This window comes from Borborobacter arsenicus (genome assembly GCF_003934165.1).
GTDB lineage: Bacteria > Pseudomonadota > Alphaproteobacteria > Rhizobiales > Rhizobiaceae > Pseudaminobacter > Pseudaminobacter arsenicus.
In genome coordinates this window covers 1-18,163 of the sequence record NZ_RKST01000050.1, presented here as the reverse complement: position 1 = coordinate 18,163, position 18,163 = coordinate 1, and the positions used below count along the sequence as shown (strand labels likewise).

Genomic DNA, 18,163 nt, shown 5'->3' with positions numbered 1-18,163 from the left:
TTATTCATGGCGGGTGTGGCCTCCGGGAAACGGCGCGGATCGGCGTAAGCAACCAAATCCTACGTCATTTCAACGGCTTGCACCACATCCGCCAACCCCCATGAATTTTTCAGGCTAGAGGAAGCATGGCCGCCTGATCCGAGAACCATTGACCTGCATGACGGGACCTGGGTTTCAGTCAAGACGGCTGCCCATCTCGCGGACAACGCTCCGGTCACGATCTACCGGCGTATCGCCGATGAGCACATAGCCATCCAGATCGGCGGCACATGGTGGGTCAACCGCGCTCGGCTTCTCTCAGGGCGCCATTATCCGAAGGCGCCTGATCAAATTTGATAAAATTTGCTCAATGGCCGCGCGATCAGCGCGCGGCCTATCGTCTCCGCGGAATCGGAGACGATCATGGACTACGAAGATCATCGACAGCTTTTCGAGCACCTACCCACCAAGAGCCGCGAGAAAATTCGGCTCCTGTGCGACGCAAGCCTGCGCGCTCATGAAGCCTTGCTGGCGGCATGGAACCGCTTGAATGACGAGCGGGCCGACCTTGCACGGGTCAAGATTATCACCTCCAGCCAGGAAGCAGCAGCCAGCCAAGCCACGCGCCGAATCGGATTTTCCCTGACCGCTGATGAAGCTATGCTCTCATCAAACCGCTGCGCCTTGACCGACGAGGACGCAGAGCGGCTCGACGATCGAGTCCAGATGGCACAGGAGCGTGTAGATCGCGCTGATTCCGCGCGCGAGGCGGCCGAGGCGGAATGGTCAAAATTTGCCTTCCTTCCCGAACTGGTTCGTTGGCTCGAAATGTATGTCGGCCGCGGTGGCCGTCTGGCGCATCAGCCGCTTCCGGCCTCCAAATTGCAGCGCGGCGAGACCCACCGCCAGGCTGTCAATCGCGTCCGCCAGCAGATCGCCGCCTGCGACGACGCGTGGCAGCAGGCGGAGGATGCACCGATGCCGGCGGGCGAATTGAAAGCGCGCATCACGGCGCAGGTGAATGCCCTTGCCTCCGCTGGCCGCCCTATCATTCGGCCGGATGAGCGTGTCGGCGACCCGGCTGGTCTTTCGTCCGTGCTGCGCATCCGCGCTGTCGAAGGCCGGCCGGTTTCCGATGGTGCTGCGCCCTTCCTTGCTTGGCTCCATCGCGATCGGATAGTTCAGCGCCTACACGCAGAGGTGGACGCGCTCGATCTCGATGGCGCCATGACTGACGACCAGCGGGTGCCGCGTTCTCTACCCTTCTCGACCGGAAGCTCGACCTCGCGTTCCAGGAAGAATCTTTCATTTGCCAGGCGGCAGCCGAGGGCACCACGATTACGCGCCGTCGAGATTGCGATCCCCGTCCTGTGCTCGAAATTCAGGAGGTCTTTTCATGAGCAGCCACTTGACCACCATGCGCCGCCTGATGGCCGACAACCAGCCGGCGGGGCAGACAGCGGCTCCGACTGCCGCAGATGTACCAGCCAAGGCCGCGCCGGACTTTGCAGCACAGGTCGTCGACCAAGCTGCTCTTGCCGAGCAGGCCACGGCGAAGTGGGCGCCGCGCCCCGAAGGCGGCGACGCTGATCCACTTGCCGCATCGGCGCAGCCCGACGATACAGCCGACGCGAACCATGGGTGGAGCAGCATCATCGCCAGCCTGCCCACGGTTGCCGGTGCAGTGAAAACCGAGATCACGCCGCAGGCCCCGCAGGCTGCGACCGATGTAGTGTTCGTGTCGTGACCACCTGCCATCGACAGAAGACGCTGGCGACCCAAGCACTGCGCCATCTTGGCATTGTCATTCGCTACTGATCGAAGACGCCGCGCATGTCCTCGATCCTCGCCCGCCACCGCCTTCAGGCGGCCGAAACCAACCGCGGGCCTAACGCAATCTCGGAAACGCAGAAATGACCACCTATACCGTTCGCATCCCGCAACTTGGCGCGAGAGGTCCGGCCGGAAGCCAGATCATCGAGAAGACCAATATTGCACCCGGTGTCGAGGAAGGCGCTATCGGCGATATGGCCCTGCGTTTTGACGACAATGGCGATGTCCTGATTTATGGCAAGAAAACTTCCGGGGGATGGCCGGTCGGTCGCTCGATTCGCGGGCCGCAGGGTCAATCCGGCTGGTCACCAATCCTGACGATCGAGGAATCGGGGTCGTCCGTCGTCATTCGCCTGGTCGATTGGGTCGGCGGCACCGGCGACAAGCCGGCCGGCGCCGGGCTTTATATTGGGCCTGGCGGGCTGGTCGCGGACATCAACGACGCACAGAAAATCAGGTTCACCCCTTTCGCGAGCAATGTCTATTTCGATCCGGCGGGGACAAATCTCACGGCCGACGACCTGCAAGGTGCAACTAGCGAGCTTGCGTTGCTGTTGGCGGAAATGAAGATAAGCCCTGCGTTTACAGGCATTCCCACAGCACCAACCGCTGCGCCTGGCACGAACACTACGCAGATCGCTACCGCCGCGTTTGTGAAGGCAGCGATTGATGCGCTCGTAGGCGCAGCCCCCGCGACATTGGATACGCTGGACGAGATCGCCCAGGCGCTCCATGACAACCCTGCGCAGATCACCGACATCCTGACTTCACTTGGGAACCGTTTGCGCATCGATGCCGTGCAGTCGCTGAATACTACCCAAAAAGAACAGGGTCGCAGCAACTTGGGCGTCGGTTCCGCCGATAAGCCAGCGTTCGCCGGCCTGTCTGTCGGCGGGACGCTGCAAAAGGCTCCCGTTCATGTCGGCGACCGCGATGTCAGTAACTCTGTCGATGCCCAAATTCTGATCTCTCGCCTGATCACGACAGGAACCGGCAACGCCCACGCATTCAGCGATAGCTCAAGTTATCAGCGCGGCGGCGACACTGCCTACAACTCCTTTGATGCGCGGTGTGAGATCGACGGCACCAATAACTTTGACCATTACGCTGCGTTCCAATCCGCGCCGGTCTACAAATCAACAGGAACGATCCAGCAAATCTTCGGGCTGTTCACGGCCCTAAACATCACCGCAGGGACGGTCGTCAATCACTATGGAATTTGGGCCGGCAATCCGACCGGCGCAGGAGCCGTCACCAACAACTACGGGGTCTACGTCGCTCCGCTAACAAAGGGAACCAATGCGAATTGGGCGTTCTATGCCGCTGGAACGACGCCTTCATATTTCGGCGGCGGTGTTCAGGTCGGGGCTTCCGGCACCCTGATCGACCTGATCGAGCAAGGCATATGGACGCCGACGCTGACCCACACGACAAACATATCCGCCTCGTCTGCCGCGTTTTGTCACTATGAACGGGTAGGTAAAAGAGTGCACTGCTGGGGTGCGGTTACTCTAACAGCAACCGCCGGGGCTAATACTACCTCGGTCTTAAGCATGTCGTTGCCCGTCGCCTCCAATCTCGGGGTTTCCGTTGATTGCCGGGGCGTAGCCACATCAGCGAACGCGCAGCGAGGGGGCGAAATCAGAGGCGATGCCGCGAATGATCGCGCCATTCTGGTTTTCGCATCCGAGGTGACGACCGAGGTAATATTCTCCTTTTCATTCGACTACGAGGTCATCTGAAAATGGCTCGAAGAATGCCGTTGGCTTATGACCTGAATGAACCCCCGCCGGGCTCCTGTGTCCCGGCGAGGACGCGCGGTGGCTTCCCGCGCAGATGCAGGGCGGCGGCTCACCGCCGTCCTGCCCCTCCCCCCCGGTCTGGGTCCCTTTCGGCGGGCACGGCAGGGGGGCGGGGGCGCGGCACTGCCGAATTTCCGCATTTTTTGATTTTTGAAAAAGCCATTTGGATTTGAAACCGCTGAAACCCGCAGAACAGAAGTATTCCTGATCCCATGAACGCATCCGCCGGCACCATCACATTGCAGCAGGCCGCGCGGTTGCTCATGATCTCCGACGAGCGGGTCCGTCAGCTATCCAAGGCCGGCTATTTTCAGCCGATCGCTCACGGCCGCTACCCGCTCGTCGCGGTGGTGCAAGGTTATTTTCGCTATCGCGATGATCGCCGCCAGAAAGCAGAGCAGGCCGCGTCCAGCTCGCTCACGGACGCAAAGCTGGCCGCGATCGAGCGCCGCATGGCGCGGGAAGATCGCCACCTGATCGCCATGGACGAAGCCCTCGATGCCTACGACCACGTCGCCAGCGTCTATGTCGATTCACTGCGCAGCCTGCCCGAGCGCATGACGAGAAACCTTGCAGAGCGCCGCCGCCTTGACGCCATCGTCGCTGTTGATGTGCGTCGCCTTGAACGCGACCTCGCCATCGGCCGGCAGCGCCTGGCGACCGGCCAGGACGAACCCGAACCGGAGGACGACGACTGATGCACCCGCATATTTCATGGCTCGGCGAAATCGCCGGTGACCACAAAATCCCCAACGCGATCGCCCGCTTCGCTATGGCGGTGGCGGCAATGGCCGATGGGAATGGCCGCCTGCGTGCCCGCACAGCGGCGCTAGCCGCCGCGGCGCAGGTATCGTCGCGCTATGTCCAAGAGAATGTTCAGCGCCTTGCAGAGCGCGGCTATATCAAGGTCCACGCCTCGAAAATGGGCCGGTTTGATATCGAGATCGTCACGCCGCGCGACGAGCAGGCGCCTGTCAGCGGTAAGCCCTATCGTGAGATCGCCGGTCAGGTCGTTGGTGTGGTTGCAAAGAGCAAGACGACTGTTGCCGCCTATGTGGATGCAGACACCGCTATGGTGAAGCTGACGATCCGCGCGAAGGCGCCGAGGCGATCGCGCAGGCGATCAGTCAGCCATCTTCCTGACACCATCCCGATCGAGGCCGACCGATATCATCGACAGCGCCTTGTCCCGCTTTCGGTAGGCAGTGGCCCTCGCCAAGCCACGCCGCTGCAATTCAGTGCTGTAGCGCCGCCGGCTGGTCTTGCAGGCCACCCACAATTGCAGGAGCCTTGCCGCGCCCGGCTCTGCCGAAAGATAGGTGGTCGGCCACTCCATTGCCCGGAGCAGGAAGGAGACACGCGACGGCGACAGGCTGCGCCGCCGCCTGCGTGTTAATTCTTCCTCGTCTGGTGTGATCGCGAAATCCCAACCAGCCGCCAGCCGTTCCGGCCCTGATATCTGCACCATCGGCATGAGGCTGCGAACTTGTGCCGGCCCTACCCTTCCTTCGGACACGATAGCCAGCCATCCAGCGTCGATCAGGGTCTCGCCGACAAGATCGGGGGACCAAACGCCATCGAGGCAAACATTCCTATCAAGCATAGTCCGCCAATACCGCGCCCGCTGGCGCGCTACAAGGCTTCGCCGCCCTTCCCATGCCAGAAACTTACGAACGCGCGCTGTGCGCCGCCTGTGGCGAAACCCGGCCGGTATTATCGCGGCCACGGCTCGCAGGCGATGCCATCGTGATCAGCATCATTAGATCGCCAGTAGCCTGGCTGGCCGCGCAATGCCGGCGCCAAACCCACAAGTCTAGTCATTGAGCAGTTCGGCGCCGCCAGGACATGCCGCACGCCACCCGATACCGACCGAACATCCGTCTCGGCGATCGACCAGCCGCATATGCCGGCGAATGCCAGCACCGCCGCGATCAGCTTCCAATTTCGAAGATACCAGCGACGTTCCCTGCGCCGATCCACTCGTCGCGATACCCCTGCGAATCGCCGGTTGATCTTTCGCAGATGTGTTTCGCGATCAGGAGGCTGCCGCGGAAATGAGTGAAGTTCGCCGCCCATGCCCTGATGGTAACCACCCACCGACCAATGACCAATTGATCTCGATCATCAAACTTTAACGAGCTCACCGAGAGGCGGCGCGCGCGGAGCGCGCCGCACTCACTTCGAGATTGACAGACGAGGTTCCTCACTTACGATGCACGTCACTCCCGATAAGAGAGTAACCACATACTGCGCACGCATGCGTGAGCGTTTCCCCGGTCCTTCCGAAGCGGACATGCCAACCGGACAAAGCGGACATTGCCATGTCCGCCTCCGTGATTTTCTCCACGATTTCAGTCTCTTAAAAAATCGGCAGGCGGACATTTGCCGGACATCGGAGTTGCATTCCCTGCGAATCTCCGCAACGTGGCGATGCGATGCACCGCATGGCTTCTTTGCTTGAGGCCGAGCCGCCGGGCCTAAAAACCCGGCGGCTTCCCGTTAAGTGAGACCCTTCGTCTCAATCCTGAATAATCTCAAGCAACGGAGCTTTCCCATGAATATCATCACCACGAACGCGTTCCCCGACCAGGCAACCACGGCCGCCAATGATCTCGAAGTCCTGATCGCCATGCATGAAGCGCTCATGCAGCCCTATGAGGCCGCATTCGAGATCGACGACCAAGATGAACTGGCTGATGTGCAAGAGCCGCTTTATGCCAAGCTCCTGGAAACTCGCCGTGCGCTGCTTGCCCACCGGCCCCTCACACTCGACGAGGTACGCCGCAAGGCCGAGTTCATGGCGAAGGATCGCGCGTTCATATGGTGGGATGCCGAAGACCTCGACATTCCCGACATTATTGCTGCCCTGACGCCGGCAGCGCCCGACGCCGAGGATTTTCGCGATGCTGCCTGAAGCAGCCCGCCCAGGCAGCCGCTGAACCTTTACACAGCAGTTATTACGGGCGCGCTCATGGCGCGCCCGTTGCTGTTCCGCAGTTGTTATGGACGAGGTGAAGCATTCGCGCTTTGATAGGGAGGGCGTTGGGGAGAATCACGTTGGCGAATCACATTTTCGGGGGACCCGATACAGCGAAGAAGCTGCGCTGCTTACAGGAATATTTGCGGGCCTTCTCAATAGCTCTGCGCAATCAGCAATTTTCCTGCGTGTATGTCGACGCGTTTGCTGGGTCAGGCACGCGCACAGAGGTCCGACCGGCACTACCGCTATTTGGCCCAGAGCACACGGAACCAGAAGAAATCACTACGCCTGGCAGCGCATTGATTGCACTCGAAACCGATCCCCCACTCGATTCGATAGTTCTTATCGAGCAAGATGCACCTCGGTTTTCGGAGTTAGAAAAACTCGCGGCAGACTACCCAAATCGGGGGATCGTTCTTCGGAAGGGCGACGCAAATACCTATGTCCAGCGACTTTGCGCCAACACACATTGGCGAAAAAGGAAGGCCGACAGACGAGGCATCCGTGGTGTGATCTTCCTTGATCCATATGGGATGGAGGTCTCATGGGCGACCGTCGAGGCAATTGCGCAAACGGAGGCCCTGGACTGTTGGTATTTCTTCCCGCTATCGGGCCTCTATCGAAATGCTCCACACGATCCAGCAAAGCTTGATGCTTCAAAGCAAGCCGCCTTAGATCGGGTGCTCGGTGCTACAGATTGGCGGCACCGTTGGTACCAGCATGAGGTACTGCCAAATGATATATTCGAGACCTCGATCGAAGCTGTTCGCCGAGCTGACGTTGACGCGATCGAGGTCTACGTCAAGGAACGGCTCCAAACGGCGTTCAAGGGTGCCGTGCTTGATCCAATTCGACTACATCATCGAAATGGCGCACCGCTCGCCTCACTCTTTTTTGCGGTGTCAAATACCAGCGAACCTGCTGTGAGGCTTGCGACGGAGATCGCTTCCTATATTCTCAATTCCGGAAGGTTGTCCCATAAGCGGTCGCGATAGGTTCGGCCGGTCGCCTTCTTGTTTTTCCCGCCCCATTGCTTGAAAAAGAAAGCGGCATCGGCATCGGTGCATTGATCGAAAATCTCGTCGATCCATTTTGGGTCCATCGGGCGCGCGTTCGGGCCGCTCTCCCCTCCAACGATTGCCCAGTGGATACCATGCAGATTGCCGCCTGCGACCGAGCCGATCAACGGCTCATACGAGACGAACCTGATTGCCGCCGGTACGGCTCGTAGCTCATCAAGGCGATGCAGCACACGGCTATCCTCGACGCTGGTTCCAAGCCAAACATTCGGCAGGACTTTGAAACTGTCCTCTGAAAGGATGTCAGCCATCCGATCGGGGCGCTTTGTCAGAATTTGGTATGTGTGGCGCGGCGTCGCTTCCATTACCTGCCAAACCTCATGGATGAAGTCCGACGGCACATCAGTATGGAAAAGGTCAGACATCGAGTTGACGAAAACCCGCCGCGGCTTCTTCCATGATGCTGGCATTTGGAGAGAGGCGTGATCCAGTCTGATTTTGCCAGTCCATTTTGCCCGGCCGCCGCTCTTGCGCGTAAGCCCGGCATATTTCTCGACACCCATTGCCTCTAAGCGAGCGGCCATACGCATAGCATAGCAGTTGGTGCAGCCCGCCGTGAGAATCGTGCATCCGGCGACCGGATTCCAAGTCGCATCAGTCCATTCGATCGATGTCTCGGCCATGTCCACCCGTCCCTTTGATCCGGTGAGAGAGTGCGCCAAATATGGTAAACGCGTCGATAAGATTTCACTAGGAATTTGTTCACATCAGGACCTTGTGTGCTAAGCCTCGCCTGTGCTGTTTTTGGCCTGGCTTGCTTTCCACAGACGGCGACCTCATATTGATGCCAACCGCTTCCCCTGACGCCGGATGTACGCGCAGGGTGAGGCCACAGGGCCGGTCTATGACCGGCCTTGTTCGTTCTGATGATGATGCTCCATCCAAGAGCGCGCTGTCGCATGGCCAATGCCTATGTCATTCTCGCTGCGGGTGAACCCGCAAGGGACACTGCACTGGCCGGCGCGACCCCAAGCCCCCACGCCAAGCGCCGGCCAGTTGCGATAGGCCGGTCAGGCGGGCGGTGTCGGTGGTGAAGCGGTCGGCTGGTGGGTGGTCGCCAAGTTGGCGACTACCATCGGCGTGCTGATTGCCATGGAACTCGCCGTGCTTCGTCTCCGGGTTCAGTTCCTCATAGATAGCCTTGCGCCTGGCCGTCTGCCTTGCCCGGTCGGCCGGGGAAAGCTCGGCACGGCAGAGGTTCTCGTCGATCAGCCGCCTTTGTATCGAGCAGCTTCTCGCCAGTGCGCCAACGCCGAAGTTCGGCTGGACCCCTTCACCTCGATGCGCTGCCCCATGTAATCGCCCACCGCGATCCAGACTGTTTTCGATTTCTGATAGACCTCGACCGTCTGCGGTCGATCCCAAACATTGACCTTCTGCTCCATGCCGACCTCCTTCTGCCCGCAGAGTAAGGTATTCCCGCCAGCGCGGCGCAGCAACGGCAAGAGTTGCTCTTTCCACCCATCGGCATAACTGGACCAGCCGTGTTCATCACGGAGGTTCCCATGGCACTCAACCTGCACCCTGCCGACCTTTCCGATATCGAGAAGATCGCCACCGCGACGCATTTCACGGTCCATCTGCGATCCGGCCCGCATGACAAGATCACCAAGCGGGCAAAGACGCTGGCCGCGGCAATCCGCGCGGCCGACAAGCTCGGCAACACGCCCGGCGGCAGGAAGCCGATGATCTATGCCGTGACGCCCGACAAGATGACAGTGCATGTGCCGGCGGCTATGATCGCCCAGGCGCGCAAGGAAGCCGCCACGGCGCCGCGCAGGGCCGCCAGCAAGGACTCAGGCGCGCGACCCAAGGGTCGACGCGCCGAGATCGCCGAGAATGCCGCCAAGGGCATCCTGCCGCTGGTGCCGGATTTCAGCGCCGAGACGCATAGGCGTTTCCGCGGCAAGCTCGCCGAGATCGTGGCGCTGGTCGAGGCCGGCGACGTGGCCGCCTTGAAGGCGATCGAGATCAAGCCCTATTCCAGCAGCCCCAAAGCACTCGATAGATATAGAAACTTGGCGGTGAGTGCGCTCGAAGCGAAGGAACGCCCGTCTAAAAAAGCCGATACCTCTTTTGAACGCGCTTCCATATCCGATTAAGCGGAACGGCAAAATCTCGATAAATAGAGCTAATCGCTACCGCTTCTAAGCGGGCATTCCGTGCCAGGACCACAATGTCTGAACTCCGGTCTCGTATTTGAATTGCTCGTTCGAAATCTGCTTTCCGGTCGGCTGTTTCAAAAGCTCCTCCGGTGAGCAGGTCTATCAACTCGTCTGTCCGGTCCTCAAGCGACTTTTGTTGACGCCTCATTAGGTCCGGTGAACTCGCTACGAATTTTGCAATCATAAAACAAGAGCCGCGTAGCTTCACTTGAAGAAGGTCGTCTTTGTCCGACCTAGCAGCCGTCCAATATTCGGTTCCGAGTTCCTGTGCAGCGCGGGTTTCCGCAATCAGGTCGTTGATTTGTGCAACCGCTTCGGACGACGACGCCCGATACGATTGGTATAATGCCCCCAAAAAGAAAGAAAATACGCTTGGGAATATCTTCCAAAAAAGGTCCAACACTCACTCGCAAAAATAAAGCTAACTTGCTTTCTTATCCGGCTTTGCATCGGATATGTACTTGAAAGCAAGCCTCTTGTATGTCTGATAGACTGGCTTAAGTGCCTCGATCTCTAGGCGAGACATTAACTCTTTCTTGTCGAACCCTTCGACTCGGACCAATCCCCCAAAGGCTTCTTCTAAGAAAGAAGTGCCAAAACTCCGAACCTCGTCGAAATCAACAATCACTTTTTCCCCGCTTGTTACACTCTTTTGCAAGGCGGGGACCAAAAATTCGGTGCGGAAGCGAGTGCCGTTGTTAGGCCCATCCTTAATTGTCCGGCCTGCCGGATACGGAGAAAAATCTCTAGAAATGGAAATCTTCATTGTAGCGGTCTCGGTAAGTGCGATGGAAGCGTGACTGTCCATTCAATGAGCGTTCCCCCAATCGAACTATGAAACGTCGAGCGCTCGGTTTTCTTCGCGCTGTGATATATGTACCTGCCTCCACGGCTCAATATCATAAGTCGGTCGTTACCGCATACATCGATGGCCTCTTGCATCTGAGGTAAACCTTTTCCGCGGTTTGGCTTTTGCGACTGAGTGTTCCCGTATTTCATTGCGGCCTCTATATGCACCGCATCAGCAGCAAAAACGTGATTGTCCTTCAACGGCCAATTCTCGGCCAGAAACGCTCGAACTTTCGCTGCGGTTGCAAGCTCTCGGTAGGTGACCGGAATAGTCGCTCCCTGATCATATATGGCGACCGTTAGCGTTCGGCTTTTTCGATTGGCCGAGCCGGAAAGCCACCATCGGCCGATATGTCTAAACGGAAAGGGATAATTTTCTGGATAAGCATGCATTCCAACGTTGACCATCGCTTCCGACAGCGCCGAATTGAGAGGAATGGCAATGTCATCAGGCAGCGAGTTTTCGGGATCGATGAACTTTGCCAGCCTTTGAAGCATTCGATCTGCTTGCTCGGTCTCCTCGGCGTTGGCCCCACTGAAAAACCGTAATGTCATAGAGTTCTCGTCTTCAGTGACCTGGTCCGCTAGGTTGCTTTCCGTTAGTCCGAGCAATGGGAAAAAACCAAGTTGCCAAAGACGAAAAAAGACAGGCTCGTTCCACTCATCGAGATTTACGACTGGCGGGGGGCTTCCTATTATCTTCCCAATTCGCTCGTACTCAGCAGCAAGCACCAAGGCGCATGAGGTGGAGATTTCCTCTATTCGGGCAAAGTCGAGATAGCTGCGCAGGCGAGGCGTACCATTTTTATTTCTTGTCCAAGACGGCCTGGGACCGACCGACAGCAGCCGTCGTCGAAGCCGCGCGAGAAAACCGGCAGTTTGATCCAGATTCCGTTCGAAACACATGATTTCCGGCGGATACGACGGTGCCTTTTCCGACACGGCTGACAGGACGTCCTCACCGTCCCAAATTCGAATATGGATTGGCGCTACAATAATCTGTCGCCTTCTCCTCTTCCTTGCCTCGCCTGCGGCCCTGTGGTGGAACCACTTGCGACGTCGGTAATCCAACCTTTTCAATTCGCCCCTCGCTTTCGCAACCTCAGCCAATCAGTTGCGCGGCGTGGTAATGGCGTCAATCGGCTTCACACGGAGGGTTAGGTTTTTCTTGGTATTTCTTTTGGTATCAAGCGGGTTGCGCCAAGAATTTGCGCTGAGAAATCAGATCATTACCGGCGGATTTGGCATCCTGCCGGGATCGCCAAAATCAATAATTTAGCGGACATTTCTGACAAGAGTTCCAACTCCATCGATGCGGAGTTCCAACTTTTGTTATCGTTCTTGTCCGACTACTGGGGCTGGTTTACGCCTTTGAGATTCCTGGCGTCGCAACTCAGTCAGTGCGCCTATCAGACTGTCTGAGGCATATTCTGCCAATCTGGGATCTGCGACCCAACCAAGCCACAACTCGTTGCAATTGGATTTGAAAAGACTTTCCAACGTCGATCGTATCAAGGTTGCCGGTTTGTCGTAGAACGATTCCACCCATTCGGTCGGCGCGGTCCGAAGTGCCGGCACCGCCCATCGCATCGGGCTGTTCAGCGTTTCGCATGCAGCAGATTGCAGGGTTTTGGCGGTTGAATCATCCAGCCCCAATTCCTGCCTGTGGACTACCGCATCGGCCAGCACCGCGCCGATCCGCAGCGGACGTTTCCGGGGAGAATCTCTGGCGGCCTGCTCCTTCAAAGCATTTTCGAACATGGCCTTGATGGCCGGCAGCACCTGGTCGTATTCGCCTCGCGTCATGTGTGCCTGGGCGATATTTGCATAATAGGTAACGTAATCGTCCTCATCCTTGGTCGCCGTCCAGCTTTGGAAGTACTGCTCGGCGATGTCGAACTGGCCGGCCTCGACCAGTTCCGAAACCACCAGATATATCGGGCCCATCAGCCAGCGAGGCTCAATCGGCGTACCCTGCGAGGGAAACCCGCCACGGGCGATAACCATTTCGCGCTTCATGGATTTCAAATCATCCAGGAAGTCTTCCGTTTCTTCGGTATCCGAGGCCCAAGGATCTCCGGTGCCGCCCGGGTTGGACTCCCATCGCCGGATCAGGGTGTCAACCTCGCTTTCTCGCTTGCCGCCCTTCAACGCCACCCTTACCGACAAACGGGAGCGCCATGTGGGCATCTCCGGCGGATCCATAAGCTGAGCCATGATTTCCGCGTAAACGCGGTTCGCTGCATCGGCATCCGGGATGCGCGCATAGGCCAGAGCGATGTCGCAAAGGGCCGTGAGACGCTGATCGGGAAATTGTATCTGCCTTGTCAGATCAACAGCCTCCGGCATCAGGGCGGGAATAAGGACCATCGAGGCAACGATGGAAGCGATCTTGTCTTCACGCTCTTTCGAGGGAGGCTGCTCCAGCGCCAAGGAGGCTGCCTGGCGCAACGTCTTCATCGCGGCCTCCGTCCGACCTCCCTGAAAGAGAGAAAAACCTCGTGAATTGATGAACCCCAGCGTCTCGATCGGATCGGTCGATGCTGCAATGCGGGCCGCAACCAGAGTATCGGCCTTCAAGTAGACCTCCTCGTCCTGATCCCGCAGCATCAGCAGCGCAACCCGCCAGTTGTTGTTATCAGGCACAAGCTGGGAAGAATCAGCCGCAAGACGTTCATGCGCCTGGAAAATGCAGAGCGCATCGAGCACCGCACAGGAATTCAATTGCGCAGCCCACGCTGCAGAAAAATCCGGCCTGGGCTCTTGCGAGCCATCCTCGGCAGCTGCGTACCCAACCAGGCCAAGGCCAAGCAGCACGGCCAAAAGAGCGGATATGGTAGATGGCGAAAATCGGACTCTGCGCATTGTCGCCCCTGCAGTTGACCGGTCCGATCCCCTGCCCCCAAGATGCAGTCCGTTCGCAGCCTATATGTTCTCCGGGCGGTGCGACAATTTCGATCTTATGGCGTCAGCTCCTTCAAATGGAGGGCCTGACTGGTCGAAACTCCGCCGTTTGGCGGTCCGCATAAACCGCCAAACGCAGCAGGGAGACTACCCCTGCCACACGGGCCAATCCGGGACCAGCGCCCTGTCACCGGGTTCGCCGCATCAGACAAACCCGGCAGTTTCACCGATCAATAATTGCCGCTGTAATAGCGGTCGTCGCAACGCGCCACGTAGATGCGGCCATCAGGCGCGCGATAGCGGCACATCTCTTCGCCGCGTCTCTGCGGGGTCGTGGCCGATCCAACCACGGCCCCCAGCAGCGCACCGCTGGCGGCACCAATGACGGTGCTCTGGGTGTTGCCGCCGATCGCCTGGCCGACGAGCGCTCCGCCAGCACCGCCGATCAAGGCACCTGTCCCGGTCCGCTGCTGCTGCTCGGTTTGCGCGCACCCTGCCAATGCAAGGGCAAGCAGTGCGGCCGAGACCGCTATCGTCTTACGCATCATCATGAGAAAGTCCTCTCCTTGGTTTGTGCCGATGCACACTGCGTCGGTTATGAGGCGGAACATGGGCGGGGCATAACTGCCCTTCGCGAACTGAATTTATTTCCTTGGTGATGGAAGTTAGGCGCCGGCGTTGCCAGGTCAAATCATTGCCGCGAATCGGCATGCTACATGTGCCAGCGGCGGTGATGCGTATCCGTGGTCGACTGCCCCACCACCATCCCAAGCATGAAGCCGATCAGGCCAACAGCGCCCAGCACGGCGGTGGTGGTTGCCGGGTTTTCGCGAGCGACTTCGGAGACCGCATTGGCCTGGGTGCGCAGTTGCCGGGTTGCCCTGGCCGCACGATCGGCCGCGCCCACATACGCCTCGGATGCCTTGTCCCTGGCGCTGCTGATCATGCCGGCACTTCGCTCCGCAACGGTTTCGTTTATCCTCGCAATCTCTTCACGCAATTCGTAAATCTGTTCTTCGAGGGCCTTCTGCAAATCATCGGCTTTCGAAGAAGTGGATTTTGGTTCATTGGCCATGGCTTATTCCCTTGGTTAGACAGGGTGAACGGCCATCTTCAGTTTTGGTTGCCTGTGCACCAACATCTCGGCGTGACTGCCCGACGAGGCCGCATGCGTGCAGCTTGCGGAATGCCCGCCTGTTGGACTTATCGACCTCCCTTTGCATAGGCATGGCGGCATGCTACCTCGATTTGCACCGTTACCGAGGAGAGGATCAAGGCCCTGGCAGCGACAAGGAAAGCGCGCGATACATTCGCATTCGTTTCTTCCGACGCGCCCGACGCAGAGGAGGCAGCCGCACGCCTGTCGGCACGCTACGGCAACACGCCTGTCGCCGAGGCTGACGTGATCGTTGCACTTGGCGGCGACGGCTTTTTGTTGCAAACGCTGCGCGAAACCATGGGCACGGGCAAACAGGTCTATGGGATGAACCGCGGCACGGTCGGCTTCCTCATGAACGAGTTTCACGAGGAGGGATTGCGCGAGCGCCTTCATGCGGCCGATGCGGAAGTCATCCGGCCATTGGAAATGCACACCACCAGCGCCGATGGTTCAACTGTCCACGCTCTCGCCATCAATGAAGTGTCATTGCTGCGTCAATCCTATCAGGCTGCCAAGATCCGCATCACCATAGATGGCAAGGTCAGGCTGGAAGAGCTGATTTGCGACGGGGTAATGGTCGCCACGCCGGCGGGCTCGACGGCCTATAATCTTTCGGCCCATGGCCCCATCCTGCCGCTGGATGCCTCGCTGCTGGCATTGACCCCGGTCAGCCCCTTCCGCCCGCGTCGCTGGCGTGGCGCGCTGCTGCCCAAGCAGGCGGTCGTGCGGTTCGATATATTGGAGGATGAAAAAAGGCCGGTGAACGCCGTTGCCGACCATACAGAAGTGAAGTCAGTCACCTCCGTATTGGTTCAGGAATCGCGCGCCGCCACGGCAACGCTCTTGTTCGATGCGGGCCATTCATGGTCGGAGCGCATACTCACCGAACAATTCCTCTATTGATCTATTGTGAAAACAGCGGCCTGGCATTAAATTTCCATAAGGCACAAACGCAGCATTTAAGCCTGTTGTGTTGACAAATCCCGGTGCCGGTCGTACGCGGTAAACTTACGTGCAGGCGCGGGGTGCCTGCCGCGTCCATTGTGATGCGCCATTGAATTAGCCAAAGACAGCCAGAACACTTGTCCTCAGACATTCAGACCGCTCAAGAAGCGTTGACCTTCACAGACCTTGGCTTGTCGCCAAAGGTCATCTCCGCAGTCAGCGACGCCGGCTACACGACGCCGACGCCGATCCAGGCAGGCGCCATACCGCATGCGCTGCAAGGCAAGGACGTGCTCGGCATCGCCCAGACCGGCACCGGCAAGACCGCCTCCTTCGTGCTGCCGATGCTGACGCGCCTGGAAAAGGGCCGCGCCAGGGCCCGCATGCCGCGCACGCTCATTCTGGAGCCGACCCGCGAGCTTGCCGCCCAGGTCGAAGAAAACTTCGTCAAATATGGCAAGAATCACCGCCTCAACATGGCGCTGCTAATCGGCGGCGTTTCCTTCGACGAGCAGGAAAAGAAGCTTGAGCGCGGCGCCGACGTCCTGATCGCCACCCCCGGCCGCCTGCTCGACCACCACGAGCGCGGCAAGCTGCTTTTGACCGGGGTCGAAATCCTCGTCATCGATGAGGCCGATCGCATGCTCGACATGGGTTTCATCCCCGATATCGAGCGCATCTGCAAGCTCATCCCCTTCACCCGCCAGACGCTGTTCTTCTCGGCGACCATGCCGCCGGAAATCACCAAGCTCACCGAACAGTTCCTGCATGCTCCGGTGCGCGTCGAAGTCGCCAAGGCCGCCTCGACAGCGACCAGCATAACCCAGCGGCTGGTGAAGTCCGGCTCGAAGCCTTGGGACAAACGTGCGGTCCTGCGCAATCTGATCCAGGCGGAAGAAGAAGAACTGAAGAACGCCATCATCTTCTGCAACCGCAAGGTTGATGTGTCGGAACTCTTCCGTTCACTCATCAAGTATGAGTTCGATGCCGGCGCCTTGCACGGCGACATGGACCAGCGCGCGCGCATGCAGATGCTGACCAATTTCCGCGAAGGCAAGCTGAAGCTGCTGGTGGCTTCCGACGTGGCTGCTCGCGGGCTCGACATTCCCGATGTCAGCCATGTGTTCAATTTCGACGTTCCTATCCACGCGGAAGACTATGTGCACCGTATCGGCCGCACGGGGCGCGCCGGCCGTTCGGGCAAATCTTTCACCATAGTCGCCAAGCCGGACATCAAGCATGTCGACGCGATCGAGAAACTGATCGGCCAGCCAATCGAATGGTTGGACGGCGATCTTTCGACGCTCGTGGTGAATGAGGATGCCGAAGAAACACCCCGCCGCAGACGGGCCGGCCAACGCGAACATGGCCGCAAGCCACAGCATGGCCGCGGCAGGTCCGAAGAAGCCGTCAGCAAGGAAGATGCCGAGGGCAAGGGTTTCGCCGCCGACAACGACGATTCTCATAGCCGCAAGGAAGCGATCAAGGCGGACAATGCCGAGAGACGGGAGCGTTCCCGGCAGGACCGCGCCGCACGGCATCGGCATGACGACAACGACAACAATACGGTTGGCTTCGGCGATGACATGCCGGCCTTCATGCGCATCGCGGTAAAAGTCTAGAGCGTCGGGCGCCCGCATAAATCCGGGCTACTGCTCTGTCTATTGGTTCTTGCCGCATTCGTGCGACGCCAAGTGATTCCACTTAGGCGCAAAAAATGCTCAGGCGCACTTGCCGCTGACTTTTCTGCTTGTGCATGATGGAAAGCATGCTCGAATTCCAAGCCGGCGCCCAGAGCCCGCCTGCTGATACGCGGCCAACTTGCAGTGGGATTGCCAGGAGTTCATAGCACCCGCCGCACCGCAGGCGCCTGCGTGCCATCAGAAGCGCTTGGTGAAGATCACATTGATGTCGTGGCTGTCGTAGTCGTAAAAGCTGACATTCGAATATTGGCGCGTGTATTCATATTGAAGCTGCGGCGCAAAGCCGTTGAATGACAGCGTCCTGCTCATCATTGTCGTGCCGGCAGACCAGATCTTGTCCTGCCGTGCCACGCCCAGGCCCGGAAATTCCCCCGCATAGTCATGAACGCCCGCACCCAGCGCAAAGCTGGTGATGAGGCCACCAGACCATTCGCGGTCAACCTGCGCGCTGATCTGCAGATCGTCATGGTCGAGATAGTCACGCTGCGTGCGCTCCACGCCCAAGTTACCCGTGAGGCTGACGGCGAGCGACGGGGAGAAGGCGTGCCGAACGCCGGCATAGCCAAGAAATGTCCAGCCATCGCGATGGGAAAGCGAGTGGAAATCCTGCCTGAGATATGTGCCGCCCGAATAAGCACGCGTATGCGGTGTGATTTTTCGTGGAATGAGGACCCTGTTTGAGGGGTGATTTTCGTCCAAACGGGACCCCTTAACGTGGGGTCATCAAAATGCCTCCGGTTTCATCGGAGGCATTTGCGTTTTGGA

Annotated in this window: 19 protein-coding genes; 9 read left to right on the top strand and 10 right to left on the bottom strand. The window is 58.8% G+C overall.

All coding sequences use genetic code 11. From position 1 onward, the window contains the following. Nucleotides 1-765: 765 nt before the first annotated feature. Nucleotides 766-1,146, bottom strand: a complete 381-nt coding sequence (locus EET67_RS24145; protein ID WP_128628747.1) for a hypothetical protein — start codon at nt 1,144-1,146, stop codon at nt 766-768. Between the two features lie 229 nt (nt 1,147-1,375). Between EET67_RS24145 and EET67_RS24140 the strand changes: the two genes are divergently transcribed. The 4 genes from EET67_RS24140 (at nt 1,376) to EET67_RS24125 (ending at nt 5,010) form a co-directional block, all read left to right on the top strand. Beyond that, nucleotides 1,376-1,726, top strand: coding sequence for a hypothetical protein (locus EET67_RS24140; protein ID WP_128628746.1), 351 nt, complete (start codon nt 1,376-1,378; stop codon nt 1,724-1,726). 166 nt (nt 1,727-1,892) lie between these two features. After that, a complete protein-coding gene (locus tag EET67_RS25920; protein WP_210211164.1) occupies nt 1,893-3,554 on the top strand; it encodes a hypothetical protein in 1,662 nt (553 codons plus the stop codon). A gap of 272 nt (nt 3,555-3,826) precedes the next feature. Continuing rightward, entirely contained in the window at nt 3,827-4,312 is a 486-nt protein-coding gene (locus tag EET67_RS24130) for a hypothetical protein (RefSeq protein WP_128628745.1), read from the top strand. Beyond that, nucleotides 4,312-5,010, top strand: a complete 699-nt coding sequence (locus tag EET67_RS24125; protein ID WP_128628744.1) for a hypothetical protein — start codon at nt 4,312-4,314, stop codon at nt 5,008-5,010. The genes EET67_RS24130 and EET67_RS24125 overlap by 1 nt, the downstream gene beginning before the upstream one ends. 317 nt (nt 5,011-5,327) lie before the next feature. Here EET67_RS24125 and EET67_RS26230 read toward each other — a convergent pair whose 3' ends face one another. Further along, nucleotides 5,328-5,435: an excalibur calcium-binding domain-containing protein gene (locus EET67_RS26230; protein WP_245451207.1), complete on the bottom strand. Its 108-nt coding sequence runs from the start codon at nt 5,433-5,435 to the stop codon at nt 5,328-5,330. A 733-nt stretch (nt 5,436-6,168) separates the two neighbouring features. Between EET67_RS26230 and EET67_RS24115 the strand changes: the two genes are divergently transcribed. Both EET67_RS24115 and EET67_RS24110 read left to right on the top strand, forming a co-directional pair. Next, nucleotides 6,169-6,528 (top strand): hypothetical protein, encoded by a 360-nt coding sequence (locus EET67_RS24115; RefSeq protein ID WP_128628742.1) that lies wholly within the window; start codon nt 6,169-6,171, stop codon nt 6,526-6,528. A 143-nt stretch (nt 6,529-6,671) separates the two neighbouring features. Continuing rightward, entirely contained in the window at nt 6,672-7,589 is a 918-nt protein-coding gene (locus tag EET67_RS24110; RefSeq protein WP_128628741.1) for a three-Cys-motif partner protein TcmP, read from the top strand. On the opposite strand, the gene EET67_RS24105 is transcribed toward EET67_RS24110, so the two are convergent. Beyond that, entirely contained in the window at nt 7,544-8,296 is a 753-nt protein-coding gene (locus EET67_RS24105) for a DUF5131 family protein (protein WP_128628740.1), read from the bottom strand. The genes EET67_RS24110 and EET67_RS24105 overlap by 46 nt on opposite strands. Before the next feature lie 585 nt (nt 8,297-8,881). Beyond that, on the bottom strand, nt 8,882-9,058 hold the full coding sequence (locus EET67_RS25785) for a hypothetical protein (RefSeq protein WP_165900028.1): 177 nt from the start codon (nt 9,056-9,058) through the stop codon (nt 8,882-8,884). Between the two features lie 120 nt (nt 9,059-9,178). Between EET67_RS25785 and EET67_RS24100 the strand changes: the two genes are divergently transcribed. Next, entirely contained in the window at nt 9,179-9,775 is a 597-nt protein-coding gene (locus EET67_RS24100) for a hypothetical protein (protein WP_128628739.1), read from the top strand. A 484-nt stretch (nt 9,776-10,259) separates the two neighbouring features. Here EET67_RS24100 and EET67_RS24095 read toward each other — a convergent pair whose 3' ends face one another. The 5 genes from EET67_RS24095 to EET67_RS24075 form a co-directional block, all read right to left on the bottom strand. Next, nucleotides 10,260-10,604, bottom strand: coding sequence for an STAS-like domain-containing protein (locus EET67_RS24095; RefSeq protein WP_128628738.1), 345 nt, complete (start codon nt 10,602-10,604; stop codon nt 10,260-10,262). After that, the gene (locus EET67_RS24090; RefSeq protein ID WP_128628737.1) at nt 10,601-11,629 is read right to left on the bottom strand and encodes a hypothetical protein; all 1,029 of its coding nucleotides are present in this window, start codon (nt 11,627-11,629) and stop codon (nt 10,601-10,603) included. The genes EET67_RS24095 and EET67_RS24090 overlap by 4 nt, the downstream gene beginning before the upstream one ends. Nucleotides 11,630-12,019: 390 nt before the next feature. Next, entirely contained in the window at nt 12,020-13,552 is a 1,533-nt protein-coding gene (locus EET67_RS24085) for a hypothetical protein (protein ID WP_128628736.1), read from the bottom strand. 269 nt (nt 13,553-13,821) lie between these two features. Further along, complete coding sequence (locus EET67_RS24080; RefSeq protein ID WP_128628748.1) at nt 13,822-14,136, bottom strand: YMGG-like glycine zipper-containing protein; 315 nt, start codon at nt 14,134-14,136, stop codon at nt 13,822-13,824. A 167-nt stretch (nt 14,137-14,303) separates the two neighbouring features. Further along, a complete protein-coding gene (locus tag EET67_RS24075; protein ID WP_128628735.1) occupies nt 14,304-14,666 on the bottom strand; it encodes a hypothetical protein in 363 nt (120 codons plus the stop codon). Nucleotides 14,667-14,870: 204 nt separating this feature from the next. On the opposite strand from EET67_RS24075, the gene EET67_RS24070 reads away from it, so the two are divergent. Both EET67_RS24070 and EET67_RS24065 read left to right on the top strand, forming a co-directional pair. After that, complete coding sequence (locus EET67_RS24070) at nt 14,871-15,653, top strand: NAD kinase (protein ID WP_128628734.1); 783 nt, start codon at nt 14,871-14,873, stop codon at nt 15,651-15,653. Between the two features lie 179 nt (nt 15,654-15,832). Next, nucleotides 15,833-17,317: a DEAD/DEAH box helicase gene (locus tag EET67_RS24065; protein WP_165900026.1), complete on the top strand. Its 1,485-nt coding sequence runs from the start codon at nt 15,833-15,835 to the stop codon at nt 17,315-17,317. A gap of 258 nt (nt 17,318-17,575) precedes the next feature. Here the strand turns inward: EET67_RS24065 and EET67_RS24060 are convergent, their stop codons facing one another. Next, nucleotides 17,576-18,097, bottom strand: coding sequence for a surface lipoprotein assembly modifier (locus EET67_RS24060; RefSeq protein WP_128628732.1), 522 nt, complete (start codon nt 18,095-18,097; stop codon nt 17,576-17,578). Between the last annotated feature and the right edge of the window lie 66 nt (nt 18,098-18,163).